At 71.3% G+C, this 17773-nt stretch carries 16 protein-coding genes; 10 read left to right on the top strand and 6 right to left on the bottom strand.

Annotated elements, in window-relative coordinates:
- Positions 1-56 precede the first annotated feature (56 nt).
- From mshA to LZP97_RS13385, 3 genes are all read left to right on the top strand, one after another.
- Complete coding sequence (gene mshA, locus LZP97_RS13395) at positions 57-1394, top strand: D-inositol-3-phosphate glycosyltransferase (protein ID WP_010592103.1); 1338 nt, start codon at positions 57-59, stop codon at positions 1392-1394.
- A complete protein-coding gene (locus LZP97_RS13390) occupies positions 1391-1909 on the top strand; it encodes a YbjN domain-containing protein (protein WP_026138013.1) in 519 nt (172 codons plus the stop codon). The genes mshA and LZP97_RS13390 overlap by 4 nt, the downstream gene beginning before the upstream one ends.
- 379 nt (positions 1910-2288) lie before the next feature.
- On the top strand, positions 2289-2627 hold the full coding sequence (locus LZP97_RS13385; protein WP_017681788.1) for a transglycosylase family protein: 339 nt from the start codon (positions 2289-2291) through the stop codon (positions 2625-2627).
- A gap of 84 nt (positions 2628-2711) precedes the next feature.
- On the opposite strand, the gene LZP97_RS13380 is transcribed toward LZP97_RS13385, so the two are convergent.
- Together LZP97_RS13380 and LZP97_RS13375 are read right to left on the bottom strand one after the other, a co-directional pair.
- Positions 2712-3878 (bottom strand): serine hydrolase domain-containing protein, encoded by a 1167-nt coding sequence (locus LZP97_RS13380; protein ID WP_048772321.1) that lies wholly within the window; start codon positions 3876-3878, stop codon positions 2712-2714.
- Positions 3879-3999: 121 nt separating this feature from the next.
- The gene (locus tag LZP97_RS13375; protein WP_040270895.1) at positions 4000-5016 is read right to left on the bottom strand and encodes a helix-turn-helix transcriptional regulator; all 1017 of its coding nucleotides are present in this window, start codon (positions 5014-5016) and stop codon (positions 4000-4002) included.
- 197 nt (positions 5017-5213) lie between these two features.
- Between LZP97_RS13375 and LZP97_RS13370 the strand changes: the two genes are divergently transcribed.
- On the top strand, positions 5214-6800 hold the full coding sequence (locus LZP97_RS13370; protein ID WP_040270897.1) for an AMP-binding protein: 1587 nt from the start codon (positions 5214-5216) through the stop codon (positions 6798-6800).
- Positions 6801-6804: 4 nt separating this feature from the next.
- Here LZP97_RS13370 and LZP97_RS13365 read toward each other — a convergent pair whose 3' ends face one another.
- The gene (locus LZP97_RS13365; protein WP_040270900.1) at positions 6805-8493 is read right to left on the bottom strand and encodes an FAD-dependent oxidoreductase; all 1689 of its coding nucleotides are present in this window, start codon (positions 8491-8493) and stop codon (positions 6805-6807) included.
- A 117-nt stretch (positions 8494-8610) separates the two neighbouring features.
- Positions 8611-10377 carry a hydroxysqualene dehydroxylase gene (locus LZP97_RS13360; RefSeq protein WP_040270902.1) on the bottom strand — a complete coding sequence of 589 codons (1767 nt, stop codon included), beginning with the start codon at positions 10375-10377 and terminating at the stop codon, positions 8611-8613.
- 131 nt (positions 10378-10508) lie between these two features.
- Between LZP97_RS13360 and LZP97_RS13355 the strand changes: the two genes are divergently transcribed.
- The 3 genes from LZP97_RS13355 to LZP97_RS13345 all read left to right on the top strand — a co-directional run bounded on the left by LZP97_RS13355 (position 10509) and on the right by LZP97_RS13345 (position 13382).
- Positions 10509-11255: a phosphoglyceromutase gene (locus LZP97_RS13355; protein ID WP_010592094.1), complete on the top strand. Its 747-nt coding sequence runs from the start codon at positions 10509-10511 to the stop codon at positions 11253-11255.
- 145 nt (positions 11256-11400) lie between these two features.
- Entirely contained in the window at positions 11401-12588 is a 1188-nt protein-coding gene (locus tag LZP97_RS13350; protein WP_010592093.1) for a sensor histidine kinase, read from the top strand.
- Between the two features lie 104 nt (positions 12589-12692).
- The gene (locus LZP97_RS13345) at positions 12693-13382 is read left to right on the top strand and encodes a response regulator transcription factor (RefSeq protein ID WP_010592092.1); all 690 of its coding nucleotides are present in this window, start codon (positions 12693-12695) and stop codon (positions 13380-13382) included.
- Here the strand turns inward: LZP97_RS13345 and LZP97_RS13340 are convergent.
- Complete coding sequence (locus LZP97_RS13340) at positions 13364-14194, bottom strand: hypothetical protein (RefSeq protein WP_010592091.1); 831 nt, start codon at positions 14192-14194, stop codon at positions 13364-13366. The two genes, LZP97_RS13345 and LZP97_RS13340, sit on opposite strands and share 19 nt — an antisense overlap.
- 45 nt (positions 14195-14239) lie before the next feature.
- On the opposite strand from LZP97_RS13340, the gene LZP97_RS13335 reads away from it, so the two are divergent.
- From LZP97_RS13335 to LZP97_RS13325, 3 genes are read left to right on the top strand one after another with little or no spacing between them, the layout of a single operon-like run.
- Positions 14240-15193: a Ppx/GppA phosphatase family protein gene (locus LZP97_RS13335; RefSeq protein ID WP_082061233.1), complete on the top strand. Its 954-nt coding sequence runs from the start codon at positions 14240-14242 to the stop codon at positions 15191-15193.
- Positions 15190-16359, top strand: a complete 1170-nt coding sequence (locus tag LZP97_RS13330; protein ID WP_048772270.1) for a hypothetical protein — start codon at positions 15190-15192, stop codon at positions 16357-16359. Before LZP97_RS13335 ends, LZP97_RS13330 begins: the two co-directional genes overlap by 4 nt.
- 14 nt (positions 16360-16373) lie before the next feature.
- On the top strand, positions 16374-17336 hold the full coding sequence (locus LZP97_RS13325) for a sugar phosphate isomerase/epimerase family protein (RefSeq protein ID WP_017680057.1): 963 nt from the start codon (positions 16374-16376) through the stop codon (positions 17334-17336).
- On the opposite strand, the gene LZP97_RS13320 is transcribed toward LZP97_RS13325, so the two are convergent.
- Positions 17292-17711, bottom strand: a complete 420-nt coding sequence (locus LZP97_RS13320; RefSeq protein ID WP_017680056.1) for a hypothetical protein — start codon at positions 17709-17711, stop codon at positions 17292-17294. The two genes, LZP97_RS13325 and LZP97_RS13320, sit on opposite strands and share 45 nt — an antisense overlap.
- Positions 17712-17773: the final 62 nt, after the last annotated feature.

The following is a 17773-nucleotide window of genomic DNA, read 5'->3' as shown; positions in this document are numbered from 1 at the left end:
GGAGCGCAGGGGAGGGCGGAACCGGACGGGGATGCCCGGCAGGGCAGTATGGAGAAGTGACGTCGAAGTCGAACAGCCGTCCCCGCCGCGTGGCCGTCCTGTCGGTCCACACCTCGCCTCTCGCCCAACCCGGCACCGGGGACGCCGGCGGAATGAACGTCTACGTTCTGCAGACCGCCGTGCAGCTCGCGCGGCGCGGGGTGGAGGTGGAGATCTTCACCCGGGCGACCTCGTCGGCGGACCCCGTGGTGCAGGAGGCGGCACCGGGCGTGCTGGTACGCAACGTCGCCGCCGGTCCCTACGAGGGACTCGACAAGCACGACCTGCCCACGCAGTTGTGCGCCTTCGCCGCCGGGGTGCTGCGGGAGGAGGCCCGGCACCCGCAGGGCTACTACGACCTGGTGCACTCGCACTACTGGCTGTCCGGCCAGGTGGGCTGGCTCGCCCGCGACCGGTGGGGCGTCCCGCTCGTGCACACCGCCCACACTCTCGCCGCCGTGAAGAACGCCTCGCTCGCCGACGGTGACGTGCCCGAGCCGGCGGCCCGGCAGATCGGCGAGCAGCAGGTGGTCGCCGAGTCCGACCGGCTCGTCGCCAACACGATCGACGAAGCGGCGCAGCTCGAGCGCAGCTACGGTGCCGACCCGTCACGGATCGACGTGGTGGCGCCGGGCGCGGACCTGTCCCGCTACCGGCCGGGGGACCGGGCGCTCGCCCGCGCCGAGCTGGGGCTGGACCCGAACGAGACGATCGTGACATTCGTCGGCCGGATCCAGCCGCTCAAGGCACCCGACGTGCTGCTGCGCGCCGCCGCGGCGGCGATGGCCGCCGACCCCGAGGTGCCCCTGCGGGTGCTGGTGGTGGGCGGGCCCTCGGGCACCGGGCTCGAGCGCCCGCACTCGCTGATCGACCTGGCCGCCGAGCTCGGGATCGCCGCCCGGGTGACGTTCCTGCCCCCGCAACCTCCCGAACGGCTCGTGCAGGTCTACCGCGCGTCGGACGTGGTGGCGGTGCCGAGCTACTCCGAGTCGTTCGGCCTGGTGGCGATCGAGGCGCAGGCGTGCGGGACCCCGGTGCTGGCGGCGAACGTCGGCGGCCTCGGCGTCGCGGTGCGCGACGGCGAGACCGGGCTGCTCGTCGACGGGCATCGCACGAGCGACTGGGCCGCCGCGCTGCGCTCGCTGGTCACGGATCCGGGTCGGCGGGCCGTGCTGGCGGCGGCGGCGCCCCTGCACGCGGAGAACTTCTCCTGGGAGCACACGGCGGACGGGCTGCTCGCCAGTTACCGTAAGGCCGGTGCGCTGCGGAACCGCTCCCTCGCGAGCGGCGAGTTTCCGCTGCGCCGGCAGCGCGGAGTGTGGAAGATCCGGCGGACGACGGGGGTGCGGGCGTGAGCGAGCGACTGAGCGAGACGATCGAGGCGACGCTGCGCGATCGCGGCCTCGAGTTCTCCCGCAAGGAGGGTGGGCACTTCGTCGTCGACCTGCCGGGGGAGAACAAGCTCAAGACGACGACCCTGCTCTCCCTCGGCAACCACGGCCTGCGGGTCGAGGCGTTCGTGTGCCGCAAGCCCGACGAGAACTTCGAGGGCGTGTACCGGTTCCTGCTCCGGCGCAATCGGCGGCTGTACGGGGTCGCGTACACCCTCGACAAGATCGGGGACATCTACCTCGTCGGCCGGATGTCGGAGGCATCGGTCACTCCGGACGAACTGGACGCGGTGCTCGGCCAGGTGCTCGAGGCCGCCGATCACGACTTCAACGTCATCCTCGGACTCGGTTTCCTCGCCTCCATCAAGCGGGAATGGGAGTGGCGGGTCTCGCGGGGCGAGTCGCTGCGCAACCTCGAACCCTTCCGGCACCTGATCGAGGACGGCCGGCCCTTCGTGGTGGAGGACGCGCAGCCGTAACGGCGCGATATCGGTGACCCGTCCCACAATATTACTGTGAGCCTGGTCATATAACGGCCGTGTAACTACGCGGTGTCGAAACGGCGATACTTCCGACGTCACCTGGGAAAACGGCGCCGCCCGATCTTGGAATGTGGGACGCACGTGCCGGAAAACAGCGCGTGACCGATCCGTGATGACTCTCTAGCGTCGTAATCAGCCCGATACCACCGGGCAAGCAAGACCGGCCCGTCGCCGCTGACTCTGCCCCGCGGGACCGGAACTCGATACCTGATCGAGGGGCAGGGACGAGGCACAGCTCCGAATCCGGGCAGCGGGATCGACATCGTCGGCCGCCGCAGTGCCTCGCCAGCAGACGCGAGAGGAATTCAACCGCATCATGGCTAACTTCACCTTCAAGCGCGCCCTCGGCACCGTCGCCGCCACCGCGGCCCTGGCCGTCACCCCGCTCGCCCTCGGCACCGGCACCGCCAACGCCGCGTCCGGCAACTGGGACGCCGTCGCGCAGTGCGAGAGCAGCGGGAACTGGGCGATCAACACCGGCAACGGCTACCACGGCGGCCTGCAGTTCGCTCCGAGCACCTGGAACGCCTACGGCGGCCAGCAGTACGCCCCCACCGCCGACCAGGCGACCCGGGAGCAGCAGATCGCCATCGCCGAGAACGTCCTGGACGGCCAGGGTCGCGGCGCGTGGCCGGTGTGCGGTCAGTACCTCTGATCCGACACTCGGACACGTGCCCGGGCTCGCGCCCGTAGCAGCCGAACGAGCCCCGCGTGCACCGCACGCGGGGCTCGTCGCATCTCACCGGATCGCCGCACCTCGATAAGCGGCGGTCTCGAAGTCGAGATAGCCCTGGAACGACACGGCGTCCGCGAACGGCAGGATCTGCGTGGCCCAGAAGCCGCCGAGCCCGTTCTCCCGGTCGATCCAGTAGTAGAGATTCGCCAGACCCGCCCAGCCGAGGGCACCGGCCGGGCGGCCCGTCGGCGCCGGCTCCTCGTTCACCAGGAACGTGTACGCCCAGTTCTTGGCCAGCCCAGGGAAGAACTCCGCGTCGTTCGACAGCGCCGGGACGACCCCCGGCAGCGCGGTCACCTGCTGCCCGTCCAGGCCGCCACGCACCGCGTCGGCGACGGTCGCGGGCGAGAGAACCCGGTCACCGCCGGGGGCCGCGCCGTCGCGCAGCCACATCCGGATGAACTTCAGGTAGTCCGGCACGGTGGTGTAGAGCCCGTGGCCTCCCATGTGGATCTCCGGGTCCTGGGGCAGCACCATCTCCGGCATCGGCGCGAGTGCTCCGTCCTCGCTGCGCTGGTGGACGACGGCCAGCCGCGCGCGCATGTCGTCGGTGAGTGCGAACGCCGTGTCGCCCATCCCGAGCGGCTCGAAGATCCGCTCGCGCATGACCTCGCCGAGACGCCGGCCCCGCACGGCCTCCACCACCAGACCGCACCAGTCGATGTTCGAGCCGTACATCCACCGGTCGCCGGGATCGAACAGCAGCGGTGTCGTCAGCGCGGCCTTCGATCCCGTGATCACGCTGGGCTGACCGTGCTCCTCGGCGAGGCGCCGGTAGTTCTCGTCGAAGAAGTCGTATCCGAGACCGGCCGTGTGGAGCAGCAGCATGCGGGTGGTGATGTCGCGCTTCGGCGCGCGCAGCAGGGGCGCGCCGTCCGTTCCGAAGCCCTCGAGAACCTGGAGTTCCCCGATCTCCGGGACGTAGCGGGCGGCGGGGGCGTCGAGGTCGAGCAGGCCCTCCTCGACGCACTGGAGTGCGGCGGTGCCGGTGATCGCCTTGGTCGTGGAGAAGGCGGCGAACACGGTGTCCGCCGTCATCGCCGAGCCCGAGCCCGCTGCGCGTTCCCCGGCCACCCCCTCGTACACGACACCGTCCCGGTCGGTGAGCATGGCCACCACGCCCGGCACGCCCGTCGGGCGGTGGGTGAGTTCTCGCAGGGTTGCGTCCATCGTGGTCGCGAAGTCGTCTGTCACGGTTCCTCCTGTGTGCGGTCCGCCGGCCGGCGTCGGAGGGGGACGCTACGGACGGAGCTGTGACGCGGGCCACCTCGGATCGGCACGCGTTGTCGGATTACGGCACTCGGCGCCCGCGGGCCCGGGCGAGCGTGCGCGACGGATTCTCGCCGAATCGGCGACGGTAGGCGGCGGCGAAGACCCCCATGTTGACGTAGCCCCACCGGGCCGCCACCGCCGAGACGGTGCACTCGGCCGACGGGATGGAGAGCTCGTCGCGGATGTGCCGCAATCGCACGTCGGTGAGGTACCGGTTCGGCGTGGTGTCCAGGTGGCGGCGGAACGCCCCCGACAGGGCGCGCACGCTGACACCCACGGCGGCAGCGACCTCGGAGACCGTGGGCAGGTCCGCGGCGTGCTCGCGGATGTAGCGCTCCGCGTGCCGGACGTACGCCGGGGCGGCCGGCGGTTCGCCGGGGTCGAGCGCGACGCCCGCCGCGGCGGCCCATTCGGTGACGAGGTGACCGAGGAGCAACTCCTGCAGATGGGCGCCCGGCCGGCCCTGCGCGATCCGCACCGGATCGGCCCGGATCGCGCGGACCGCATACGCGAGCAGCGTGTTCCAGCCCGACGACCCGGTCCCGACGACGCACTTGTGCTGCCACAGGCGATCGTCGGGGACGACGCCGAACCAGCGGTCGGCGAGGTCGGCGACGAGCCGGTGCGGCACCGTCAGGTTCAGCTGCAGGTGCTCGTCGTCGAAGTCGACGCGATGCTCGATGCGGCTGCAGTCGGCCACGAACGTGGCGCCGGAATCGACCTCCACCTCGCCCGCTCCGACGCGGTGCCGCGCGTGCCCACGGATCGTCGTGAGCACGAGGATGTTGCCGGCCTCGGCGGAGAGCCGGTCGACGGTCACCGGAATGCCGTAGCGGAACCGGGTGAGCACGATGTCGCCGATCGACGCCGAGAACATGCTCGATCGCGGGTGCAGCAGGCGTCCGCTCGGCCGCACGCGATAGGGCATGTACACCCGGTCCGACCACGTCCGGATCTCGTCCCAGTCGGTCGAGACCGTCGCGGGCGAGGAGCCGCGGCCGGAGAACGGGTCCAGCGAGTGCACGACGTCCGTCATCCGGTCGAGCCTAGGGTGCCGGACCGGCCGCCGACACTGCCCGATCGGCCGGGCTCCGGGGCGCGTGACCGGGCCCGCGACGGTCCCCGACCCGGTAGTGTCCGGCATGCCTGTGACTGCCTTCACAGCCGTCGGATACCGTACTCCCGGCACGTCTGGCACGGCGTGCCACAGATTCCTGCCCCCGAGGAGAACCAATGAGCTTTCGCAGTCCCTTTCCCGACGTCGACATCCCGGCACTGAGTGTCTACGACTTCCTGTTCGGTTCGATCGCGGAGTCGGACCTCGATCGCCCGGCGTTGACGGAGGGCACGACCGGGGCCGTCACCGACTACCGGACCCTGATCGGGCAGATCGACGCGATCGCGGGTGCTCTTGCGGCGCGCGGTGTGGGAGTCGGCGACGTCGTCGGCCTGCTCTCGCCGAACGTGCCCGCCTTCGCGGCCGTCTTCCACGGCATCCTGCGGGCGGGGGCCACCGCGACCACCGTCAACGCGCTCTACACCGCCGAGGACATCGCCAAGCAGCTCGAGGATTCCAAGGCGACGTTCTTCTTCACGGTCTCGCCGCTGCTGCCGCACGCGAAGGAGGCCGCGGCCGCGGTCGGTATCCCCGACGATCGCCTGGTCGTGCTCGACGGCGCCGAGGGGCATCCCTCCCTGCGCGACCTGCTCGCCGAGAACGCCCCCGCCCCCGAGGTGTCGTTCGATCCGGCCACCCATCTGGCGGTGCTGCCGTACTCGTCCGGCACCACCGGTCGCCCGAAGGGCGTGATGCTCACGCACACGAACCTGGTGGCCAACGTGTGCCAGATCAAGTCCCCGATCAGGATCGACCCCGACGACCGGATCCTCGCCGTCCTGCCGTTCTTCCACATCTACGGCATGACCGTTCTTCTCAACGCCGCCCTGTTCAACCGCGCGTCGCTGGTGACGATGCCGAAGTTCGACCTGCCGGAGTTCCTGCGGATCGTCTCCGAACAGAAGTGCACCTACGTGTTCATCGCACCGCCCGTCGCGGTCGCCCTGGCCAAGCATCCGCTCGTGGACCAGTACGACCTCTCGAGCGTGCACACCGTGTTCTCCGGCGCGGCGCCGCTGGACAGGGCGCTCGGGAACGCGGTCGCCGCGCGACTGGGATGGAAGGTCCGTCAGGGGTACGGCATGTCCGAGATGAGCCCGGTCAGCCACGCCATCCCGTTCGACGGCGACGACGTGCCGCTCGACTCGGTGGGACCGACGATCGCCAACATGGAGTGCAAGCTCGTCGACCCGACCACCGGCGAAGAGGTCGAGTACCCCACCGGTGAGGGCGTCTCCGAGCCGGGTGAGCTGTGGTGCAAGGGCCCCAACGTCATGGTCGGCTACCTCGGCAACCCGCAGGCCACCGCGGAGACCCTCGACGCCGACGGGTTCCTGCACACCGGCGACATCGCCACGGTCGATGCGGCCGGCAACGTCACCATCGTCGACCGGCTCAAGGAGCTGATCAAGTACAAGGGCTACCAGGTGCCGCCCGCCGAACTCGAGGCGCTGCTGCTGACCCACCCGAAGATCGCCGACGTCGCGGTGATCGGTGTGCTCGACGACGAAGGCGAGGAGGTGCCCAAGGCGTTCGTCGTGCGTCAGCCGGACGCCGACCTCACCGAGGCCGAGGTCGTCGAGTTCGTCGCCGAGCGGGTCTCGCCGCACAAGAAGGTGCGGCAGGTGCAGTTCATCGACATCGTCCCGAAGTCCGCCGCCGGCAAGATCCTCCGGAAGGATCTGCGCACCCCGGCGACGTAGCCGGTCATTGCCCGGGCCGCAGGATCCGGCCGAGATGCGCCGCGAGCGCCTCGATCGTCGGATCCTGCGCCCGGAACCCGACGTAGCCGTCCGGCCGCACCACCACAGCCGCGGCGGCACCGTCGAAACCGTACGCCCGCGCGGCGCGGCCCGCGTCGTCGCGCAGTACCCGGCCGTCGGCCGGGCTCCCGGTGCTTCCCGCCACGAGCACGTACGCCCGCAGCGCGTCACCGAAGCGGTCCGTCGCCCGCTCGGCGAGCTCTCGCTGCGCCTGCAGCGCCTGCGCCGTGGGCGCCCACAGCAGCACGGTGTGACCGGGATGGCGCAGCAGCTCGTGCAGCCGCAGCGGCGAGGCGACGGCGTCCTGCCGCAACTCCGTCGCATCGGGGGCGCGATCGCCGGGAGCCGGACCGCCGCCGTGCGGCACGTCGCTACCGCCGCCGTGCGGCACGTCGCTACCGCCGCCGTGCGGCATGTCGCTACCGCCGCCGTGCGGCACGTCTTCACCGACGAGCGGGCTGTCCCGGTAGCCGAGCAGCAGCTGGGCCTCGCGCGCGATCGCGGTCGCGGCGTCCGTCTCGCCGGCCCCGAGGCCCTGCCGGGCGTGCCGCACGGTGCGGCCCACCACCTCCGCCCCGACGGGCCGGCGCTCGGCGTCGTAGCTGTCGAGCAGGCCGTCGGCAGCGCGTCCCTGCACCGCCAGCGCGAGCTTCCAGCCGAGGTTGTAGGCGTCCTGGATGCCGGTGTTCATGCCCTGTGCCCCGGTCGGGGGATGGATGTGCGCGGCGTCTCCGGCCAGGAACACCCGGCCCCCGCCGTAGCTCCCGGCGAGGCGGTGGCTGATCCGGAACACCGACGACCAGCGCAGGGCACCGGCCCGGGTCGGTTCGGGCGCCAGCCGGTCGAGCACGGCCTGGATGTGGCCGAGCGTGGGCCGGCGCCCGCCCTCCAGTCCGTGCGCCACGGCTCCGGCGCCGGACGCGGAGGTCGCCAGGTCCGGCGCGACGAAGGTCGACAGGCGGTAGCGGCCGGTGCCGGGCAGCGGGATGCACACCATCATGTCCGTGGTCGTGCCGTCGCTCGTCGTCGAGGCGCGGATGCCGTAGCCGCCCGGCATCGACCAGTCCAGTTCGACGTCGGCGAGCATGTACTCCTCGGGGAACGCGTCGCCGTCGAAGGACACCCCGAGTCCTTTCCGTACGGCGCTGTGCGCACCGTCGCAGCCGACCAGGTAGCGGGCCGCCAGCCGCGTCGTGTCGTCGCCGTCGCGCAGGTCGGCGACCACGCCGTCCGCGGTCTGCTCGAACCCGGTGAGCTCGATGCCGCGGCGCACGACGGTGCCGTGCTCGGCCAGGGCCTGCGTCAGCACCCGTTCCGTGGCGTACTGGGGCATGCAGACGAACCGGTACGGCACGTCCTCGGGCAGTTCGAGTTCGAGGCGCATCACCTGCCGGCCGTCGACGTAGACGATCTGCCCGTGCATCGGCGCGGACACGTCGAGCGAAGGGCGGACCACGCCCATCGCGTCCCAGACCTCGAGGGTGCGCGGCTGGATGCCGACCGCTTTGGCGTACTGCGGCGGTTCCGGCAGCCGGTCGACGATCACGACGTCGACGCCGCGCCGGCGCAGTTCCAGCGCGGCGGTCAGTCCGACCGGGCCGGCGCCGACCACGAGTACCGAGGTCTCGCTCATGGGCATGCCCTTTCGTCGCGTTCGAGGGCAGTATGTCGGAATTCGGCGGCCGCGCGGGCCTGTTCGCCGCATCCGGATCCTCGACGTGAGCGGTGCCCGGCGCCGGAACGCGCGCCGTCACACGTCGAGCAGGTGCGGCAGGCCCGCGCGGTAGCGGTCGGCGTCGATGCGGCGCATCGGTTCGAGTTCGGGTGGCTCGTGCAGTCGGTACAGCGCCGGCGGTGCGGCCGGCGAGTCGGCGGCTTCGAGCAGCGCGGTGACGGCCGCACGCGCGGATTCGCCGGCCGACTCCATGGTCGCGAGATCGATGTCGGTGCGGACGTAGTCCCCGGCGAGGAAGAGGTTCGGGATCGCGGTGCGGGCGTCGGGCCGGTCGGACAGGGAGCCGACGGTGTTGACGAGCAGGGGTGTGGCGTTGGTGTTGCGGCCCTGCGCGGGATCCCACCGGATGCCGGGGTCGAGGAACCACGAGACGATGTCGTCCTCGTCGAGGACGCCGGTGCCGGTGTCGTCGAGGCATGCCGACATCTGGGCCCACGTCTCCTGGGCGATCTCCTCGGCCGTGCACTCCTTGGCGGTCTTGCCGTGGAGGACGCCCGGGGTGTCCCAGTCGGAGATGTCCACGGACAGGCAGTCGTGGGCGCTGCCGTCGCCGTAGCGGCCGGCGAAGTCGCCGCGCCAGAACTGGCCCTGGCTGATGGAGGTCAGTGCCCACGGCGAGCCGAGGTATGCGACGTGGCCGGCGGCGATCGGGGTGGGCCGGCGCAGGAAGTACTGGATGCCCACCATCCAGTCCGTCTGCAGGTTCCGCATGCCTTCGAGGCGAGGATCTGCGGCGAGGATCCGCGGTGACCACAGGGGCGCGGCCCGTTCGACGGGCATCGCCGCGACGTACCAGTCGGCTTCGGCGACGGACCGGGTGTCGTTGCCGTCCACCAGCCGCACTCCGGTGATCGAACCGGACGCGATGTCGAGTACTTCTGCCGCCCAACCCATTTCGAATACAACGCCCAGGTCGCGCAGGTGCGCGGCCCACGGGCCGATCCACGCCTCGTCGGTGGGAGCGGCCAGGACCCGGTCCAGATGGCCGTATGCGGGGACGGTGCCAATCGCGTTCCACACGAACGCCTGGCCCATGATGCCGATGGTGCGGGTGGAGGCGACGGTGGGCCGGGCGGCCACCAGTTGACGGGTCAGGGCCGAGACGAGGATGTCGCGGTAGGCCGACGACTTGCCGTCGGCCTCGAGCGTCTGCGACCACGTCCGGTGTTCCCACTGGCCGTCGCGTCGTTCGAGACTGCTGGTCAGGAACATCACCAGCTTGCGGGTGAAGACGGCCAGTTCGTGCGGGGGGATGGCGTTGCCGAGGGAGAAGGCCGCGGCCAGGGATTCCTGCAGCGAGGCGGGATCGAGGACGCCGTGGGGGAGCGGGGCGATCGACGCCGGGGCGATGAGGTCGGGCCCGCCGGGGATCGCCATCCGGAAGGCGGCGCCGGCGACGAGATTGTCGAACACGCCGTTCGGATTGCCCGGGAAGGGGATCCGTCGCATCGTGTCGGGGATGTGCTGGTAGAAGCCCGGGAAGAAGCGGAATCCGTGCTCGCCGGGCAGGTCGGCGCGGCCGCCGGCCGCGGTGCCCGGCGACGGGATGCTGCGGGCCTTGCCGCCCAGGGCGGTCGGTTCGAAGACGGTGACGTCGAAGCCGCGTTCGATCAGTTCGTGGGCGGCCGTCAGGCCCGCCACCCCGCCGCCGAGCACGGCGACGCGGCGGCCCGTCGAGCGCAGCGCCGGGGAGCGCGGGGCGGCGTGGGCGGGGGCGGGCGCGACCGCGAGGGCGCCCAGGGCGGTGAGGAAGGTGCGGCGGCAAAGTCGGGTGTCGAACACGAGAAGCCCCCATCCGGACGTCGTTCTGAAAACAACCGTTGTCACATATATCCGATGTGTGCGTCTCGCGCGGGGAATTCACTGAACGGTGCCGACGTAGCGTTGCCACGCGGGCGTGCCAGGATTGGCCCATGACCAACGGAACACTTGTGTTGCTCCGCCACGGCGAGAGCGAATGGAACGCGATGAACCTCTTCACGGGATGGGTGGACGTCCACCTGACCGACAAGGGGATCGCCGAGGGCAAGCGGGCCGGCGAACTGCTCGCCGAGCACGATCTCCTGCCGGACGTGCTCTACACGTCGCTGCTGCGCCGCGCCATCAGCACCGCCAACTACGCGCTCGACGCCGCGGATCGGCACTGGATTCCGGTCGTGCGCGACTGGCGCCTGAACGAGCGGCACTACGGTGCGCTGCAGGGCAAGAACAAGGCGGAGATCAAGGCGGAGTTCGGCGACGAGCAGTTCATGCTGTGGCGCCGCAGCTACGACACCCCGCCCCCGCCGATCGAGCCCGGCAGCAAGTACAGCCAGGACAGCGACGTCCGGTACGCGGACGTCGACGAGGTGCCGCTCACCGAGTGCCTGAAGGACGTCGTCGATCGCCTCATCCCGTACTGGGAGGAGACCATCTCCCAGGACGTGCGGGCCGGCCGGACCGTCCTGATCACGGCCCACGGCAACTCGCTGCGTGCTCTGGTCAAGCACCTCGACGGGATCTCCGACGAGGAGATCGCCGGGCTGAACATCCCCACCGGCATCCCGCTGCGTTACGACCTCGACGAGAACCTGCGCCCGCTGAACCCGGGTGGCACGTACCTCGATCCCGAGGCGGCCGCGGCGGGTGCCGCCGCCGTCGCGGGTCAGGGCGGCCGGTAGTTCCCAGGGGCCGCGGGCGACTGTCCGCGGCCCCGGGAAACGGGCGGTGAACACGCGGCAAATGCTGCGAACATGCGGTGTGACGTGCGGCGGAATGCCCCGACCCGCTGTCACCGCCGCGCCGCGCGTACGTACGATTCGAGACGTGACTGTTGCGCAGGCCGTGCTGCTCGCCGGGGCCGCCGTCCTCGGTGCCGTGTCCGCGATCGTGCTGATGCGGCTCCTCCGGCGCCGGGCCGCCGACCGCACCGACGCCGACCTCACCATGGCGCAGGTCCTCGATCGCGTGGTCTTCGGCGCGGACACCGGCATCGCCGTCGTCGACCGGTTCCACGACGTCGTCCTGTTCAATCCGCGTGCCGAGGAACTCGGCCTGGTCCGCAACCGGCTCGTCGAGGACTCGGCCTGGGCCGCCGCCACCCGTGTCCTCGAGACGGGTGAACCCGCCGAGCTCGACCTCACCGCGAAGACGCCCCGCGGTCGCGAGCGCGTGGCGGTGCGCTGCGTCGCGCGGCGTCTGCTCGACGACGACGCGCGCTTCGTCGCGCTCTACGCCTACGACGACTCCGAGCAGGTCCGGATGGAGGCCACCCGCCGGGACTTCGTCGCCAACGTCAGTCACGAACTCAAGACCCCCGTGGGCGCGATGGCCCTGCTCGCCGAAGCCCTGCTCGAATCCGCCGACGACCCGGAATCCGTGCGGCACTTCGGAACCCGGCTACAGAGCGAGGCCAACCGGCTCGGCAACATGGTGACCGAACTGATCGCGCTCTCGCGCCTGCAGGGGGCCGAGAAGCTGCCGAACCTCGAGGTGGTCGAGGTCGACGACGTCGTCGAGGAGGCGCTGCGCCGCACCCGCCTGACCGCCGAGAACGCGCAGATCACCGTCACCACCGACGCCGCCGGCGGGTACGAGGTCCTCGGCGACCAGACCCTGCTCGTCACCGCGCTGGCCAATCTGATCGAGAATGCGATCGCCTACTCGTCTCCGGGTTCGCCGGTGTCGGTCAGCCGGTCCCTGCGCGCGGGCAAGGTCGCGATCGCGGTGACCGACCGCGGCATCGGGATCGAGAAGGAGGACCAGGAGCGCGTCTTCGAACGGTTCTTCCGGGTCGACAAGGCCCGTTCCCGCGCCACCGGTGGCACCGGTCTCGGGCTGGCGATCGTCAAGCACGTCGCCGCCAACCACAACGGGGAGATCCGGTTGTGGAGCCAGCCGGGAACCGGGTCGACGTTCACGCTCCTCATCCCCGCCTGTTCGCCCGATCCCCGCGAATCCCACGGAGCCACACCTCGCCACGAGGGCGGCCCCGCGCTGACGGTGGAGCGGTGACGGGCGAGCGGTGACGGTGGAGCGGGGCGACCATGCCGACACCTACGACGAGAATCGGAAATGAGCCGGATGCACCAGGTGACAAAGGGTACGGAGGACCAGCAGTGACGCGTGTGCTGATCGTGGAGGACGAGGAATCGCTGGCGGATCCGCTCGCGTTCCTCCTGCGCAAGGAGGGCTTCGAGACCACCGTCGTCGGTGACGGACCGTCGGCGCTCGCGGAATTCGACCGCGCCGGCGCGGACATCGTCCTGCTGGACCTGATGCTGCCCGGCATGAGCGGCACCGATGTCTGCAAGCAGCTGCGCAACCGGTCCGGCGTGCCGGTGATCATGGTGACCGCGCGCGACAGCGAGATCGACAAGGTGGTCGGCCTCGAACTGGGGGCGGACGACTACGTCACCAAGCCGTACTCGGCGCGCGAACTCATCGCCCGCATCCGTGCGGTGCTGCGCCGCGGCGGGGAGAACGACGCCGAGGCGACGCAGGACGACGGGATCCTCGAGGCCGGGCCGGTGCGGATGGACGTGGACCGGCACGTCGTGCACGTGGCCGGGAATCCCGTCACGCTGCCGCTCAAGGAGTTCGACCTGCTGGAGTACCTGCTGCGCAACTCCGGCCGGGTGCTCACGCGCGGCCAGCTGATCGACCGGGTGTGGGGTGCCGACTACGTCGGCGACACCAAGACCCTCGACGTGCACGTCAAGCGGCTGCGCTCGAAGATCGAGGCCGACCCCGCCAAGCCGCAGCACCTGGTCACGGTCCGCGGCCTCGGCTACAAGCTCGAGGGGTAGGGGCCCGCCCCCGGGGTGCGCTCGGCGGCGGCCGTCGTCGCGGGATGCACGGCGATCAGGCCCAGCCCCTCGCGACGACGGCACAGCCGCGCGAGTTCGTCGTAGGCGGCGTCGCCGATCAGCTCGCGCAGTTCCGGTGCGTACGACTGCCAGACCGGTGCGGCCCCCACGTGGGCGTCCGGCGAGCCGGAGCAGTACCAGTCCAGGTCGTGGCCGCCCTCGCCCCAACCGCGCCGGTCGTACTCGGTGACGACGGTGCGCAGCACCTCGGTGCCGTCGGGACGCTCGACCCAGTCCTGGGTGCGGCGGATCGGCAGTTGCCAGCACACGTCCGGCTTCACCTCGAGAGGCTCGATGCCGCGTCGCAGCGCCATCTTGTGCAGCGCGCAGCCGATGCCGCCGGCGAAGCCCGGCCGGTTGAGGAAGATGCACGCCCCCTTGTAGCGGCGAGTGCGCAGGGCCGGCTCGTCCTCGAGGTCGTCCTCCTCGAGATAGCCCTTCTTGCCGAGTCCCTTCGGCATCAACTGCCAGTCCTCCGGCGTGAGATGTCTCACTGCGGCGTCCAGCTTGGCGCGATCGTCGTCGTCCGACAGGAACGCGCCGTGCGAGCAGCATCCGTCGTCCGGCCGGCCGGCGATGATGCCCTGGCACGCGGGCGTGCCGAACACGCAGGTCCAGCGGGAGAGCAGCCACGTCAGGTCGGCGGCGACGACGTGCTCGCTGTTGTCCGGGTCGATGAACTCCACCCATTCGCGCGGGAAATCGAGGGGCACTTCGGGGGCCGGGACCTGCTTGTGTGCGGCACCGGGCATACCTGCTGTCACAGGACCCGACGGTAGACCCAGTACCGTATGTATGTGCGCCTTGGGGTACTCGACGTCGGAAGCAACACCGTTCATCTACTCGTGGTGGACGCTCATCGCGGTGGCCATCCCACCCCCATGAGCTCGACGAAGGCAACCCTGCGCCTGTCCGAGAACACGGACGACCGCGGTGACATCACCCCGCAGGGCGCCGACCGGCTGGTCGAGACGGTCGCCGACTTCGCCGGCATCGCCCGCACCTCCGGATGCGAGGAGCTGATGGCGTTCGCGACCTCCGCGGTGCGCGATGCCACCAACTCCGACGCGGTGCTCAGTCGCGTCCGCGCCGAGACCGGCGTCGCGCTCGAGGTGCTCTCCGGTGTGGACGAGGCCCGGCTGACGTTCCTCGCGGTGCGGCGGTGGTACGGCTGGAGCGCGGGACGCATCCTGTGCCTGGACATCGGCGGCGGCTCCCTGGAGCTGACCTTCGGCGGCGACGAGGACCCCGATGTGGCGTTCTCGCTGCAGCTCGGTGCCGGGCGCCTGACCCGGGACTGGCTGAGCGAGGACCCGCCCGGTAAGCGGCGCGTCGCGGTGCTGCGGGACTGGCTCGATGCCGAACTCGTCCGGCCCGCCGAGGAGCTGCGGGCGGCCGGTGCTCCCGACCTGTGCGTGGGGAGCTCGAAGACCTTCCGCACCCTCGCACGGCTGACCGGTGCCGCCCCGTCGTCGGCGGGCCCCCGGGTGCGGCGCACCCTGACCGCCGCCGGGTTGCGTCAGCTCATCGCATTCATCTCCCGCATGACGGCCGCGGACCGTGCCGAGCTCGAGGGCGTGAGCTCCGACCGGTCGCAGCAGATCGTCGCCGGTGCCCTCGTCGCGGAGGCCGCCATGCGCGCGCTGGGAGTGGAAACTCTCGATATCTGTCCCTGGGCCCTGCGCGAGGGGCTCATTCTCCGCAAGCTCGACACCGAGATGGGGGGCGAACTGATGGTGGTTTCGCAATGACGGACGGCAGCAGCACCGACACCGGGCAGATCTCCGTCGCGGAGCTGCTGGCCCGCAACGGCCAGAAGGTGAATTCCCGCGCCGGCGGACGCCGCCGCCGTGGCGTCAGCGGCGGCATCTCGGTTGCGGAACTGACCGGCGAGATTCCCGTGACCGCCCCGGAACCGGCCCAGGCGCCGAAGACCGGAGTCTCCGAGGCCGACGTCCCCGAGACCGAGGCTGCCGAGACCGAGGCTCCCGAGACCGAGGCCCCCGAGACCGAGGCCCCCGAGACCGAGGCCCCGGAGAGCGAGGCCCCGGAGGCCGAACCCGTCGTGTCCGCTCCGCCGAAGGCGCAGGCGCCGGTGCCCTCGACGACGCAGGCGCCGGTGGCTCCGAAGGCGCAGGCGCCGGTGGCTCCGAAGGCGCAGGCGCCGGTGGCTCCGAAAGCGCTGGCGCCGGTGCCGCGGCGGCCGGACCGTCGCGAACCCGAGCCCGAACCCGAACCGTCCGAGACCGAGGCGACCGGGCCCGGGACCCCGGCCCCGACGTCCCCGCCCCGGACGCGCGAGGAGCCGGCGGCCGAGCGGGTGCCGGTGAAGGTCGAGTCGCCGACCGAGATCATCCGTCCGGCCGTCCTGCCGCGACGAGCGCGCGCGCACGCCGAGGTGGCCGTGAGTACTCCGGCGCGGCCCGCGGATACCCCCGAGCCGAGGCTGCTGTCCGGGCCCGCGAGCGACCTGCGGGGCAGCGGCGACGACACCGCCGACGGCGAGACCGAGACGATCGGCAAGGCCGTGGCCGCGGACGAGCCGGACGTGGAGCAGCGGGAGAAGCCCGCGTCCCGTCGCAGCGACGCCGCAGCGGCGGAGACCCCGTCCGCGGCGGAGTCCGACGTCTCGTCCGGCACCGGCGAGTCCCGCAGCGCGATCGCGCAGTGGGCCCGGTTGATCGGCGAGGGTGTCGTCGCGATCGTCGCGGGCGCCCTGCTGTTCAAGGGCTTCGAGCAGTTGTGGGATGCGTTGCCGTGGGTGGCATTCGCACTCGCCCTGCTGGTCATCGTCGGCCTGGTGGCGATGGTGCGCATCCTGCGCCGCACCGACGACATCGCGAGCCAGCTCATCGCCCTCGCCGTGGGTGCCTTCGTGACGTTCGGTCCGCTGTTGTTCCTGCTGCCCACCGGCTGACCCGGCACATCGTCATGAGCACCCTGTCGCGAGAGATCCTGGTCGGACTGTCCACCGCTTCGGTGTACCCGGAGAACACCGAGGCGGCCTTCCGCTATGCGGCCGAGCTCGGCTACGACGGCGTGGAGCTGATGGTGTGGGCGGAGTCGGTGAGCCAGGACGTGCGTGCGGTGCAGGCGCTGGTGCGCAAGTACGGCATACCGGTGCTGGCGGTGCACGCGCCGTGCCTGTTGATCTCGCAGCGCGTGTGGGGTTCGGATCCGGCCGCGAAGCTCGAGCGGTCGGTGCGCGCAGCGGAAGCGCTCGGGGCCGCGTCGGTGGTGGTGCATCCGCCGTTCCGATGGCAGCGCCGGTACGCGGAGGGCTTCGCGGATCAGGTCGCGGACCTCGAGGACCGCAGCCACGTGGTCGTGGCGGTGGAGAACATGTACCCGATGCGCGCCGACGTGTTCTTCGGCGGCCGCGACCGCACCGCGCAGCGCATGAGACGGCGTGGCGGGCCCGGCCGTGCGGTGTCGGCCTTCAGCCCGTCGATCGATCCCACCGACACCGGCTTCGCGCACTACACACTGGACCTGTCGCACACGGCCACGGCGGGGATGGACGCGATGGCCCTCGCCGAGCGGATGGGCGGCGGTCTGGCTCATCTGCACCTCGCGGACGGTCACGGCGCGTCGACGGACGAGCATCTGCTCCCGGGCGACGGCGGCCAGCCGTGCGAGCAGGTGTGCCGGCTACTGGCCGAGAGCGACTTCACCGGGCACGTCGTCCTGGAGGTCAGTACCCAGGGGGCGCGCACGCGGTCCGCGCGGGCGGGAGCGCTGACCCGGTCGCTGGCCTTCGCGCGCGAGCATCTGCACCGGGCCCCCCGCCTGGCGATCACCACCGGGCCCGAGCATCCGCGTGCGACGACGATCGAGCAGGTGCACCCGTCAGGCCAGAGCACCGAGTCCGGCGCCGAGAACCACGACTCCTGAGATCGTCACGCCGGCGACGAGGGCGGCGGCACCCAGCCATACGCAGGCGATCATGGCGCCCGGCCGCCTGGGGTCCGGGCCGAGCACGGACAGGAAGAACCCGGCGGGAATCAGGATCGCCGAGCCGAGCACTGCGATCGCGCCGGCGGCGGCCCATCCGGGTGAGGCGCCGACGGCGTCGGTGAGCACGGCGACCAGCAACCCCAAGGTGACGAGGACGCCGGCGTGGGCGTGACCGGCGCGGAAGAAGGACTTCTGCAGGTCGTTGGCCGGCACGTGCCCGCCCGCGACGCGCAGCAGGAACGTGCCGCCGAAGGCGATCCCGGTGACGGTGAGCAGGGTGGCGCCGAGAGCGACGACGAGTACGGGGTGCACGGAATCCTCCTCGCGGAGTATTGGATAGTTGCAGTATCCAATACTGGATAGTTGTACTATCC

Origin of the sequence: Rhodococcus sp. DMF-1, from assembly GCF_021441945.1 — a bacterium.
Lineage (GTDB): Bacteria > Actinomycetota > Actinomycetes > Mycobacteriales > Mycobacteriaceae > Rhodococcus > Rhodococcus ruber.
Note: the sequence above shows the minus strand (reverse complement) of the source record. Positions and strands in the feature narration are given on the sequence as shown.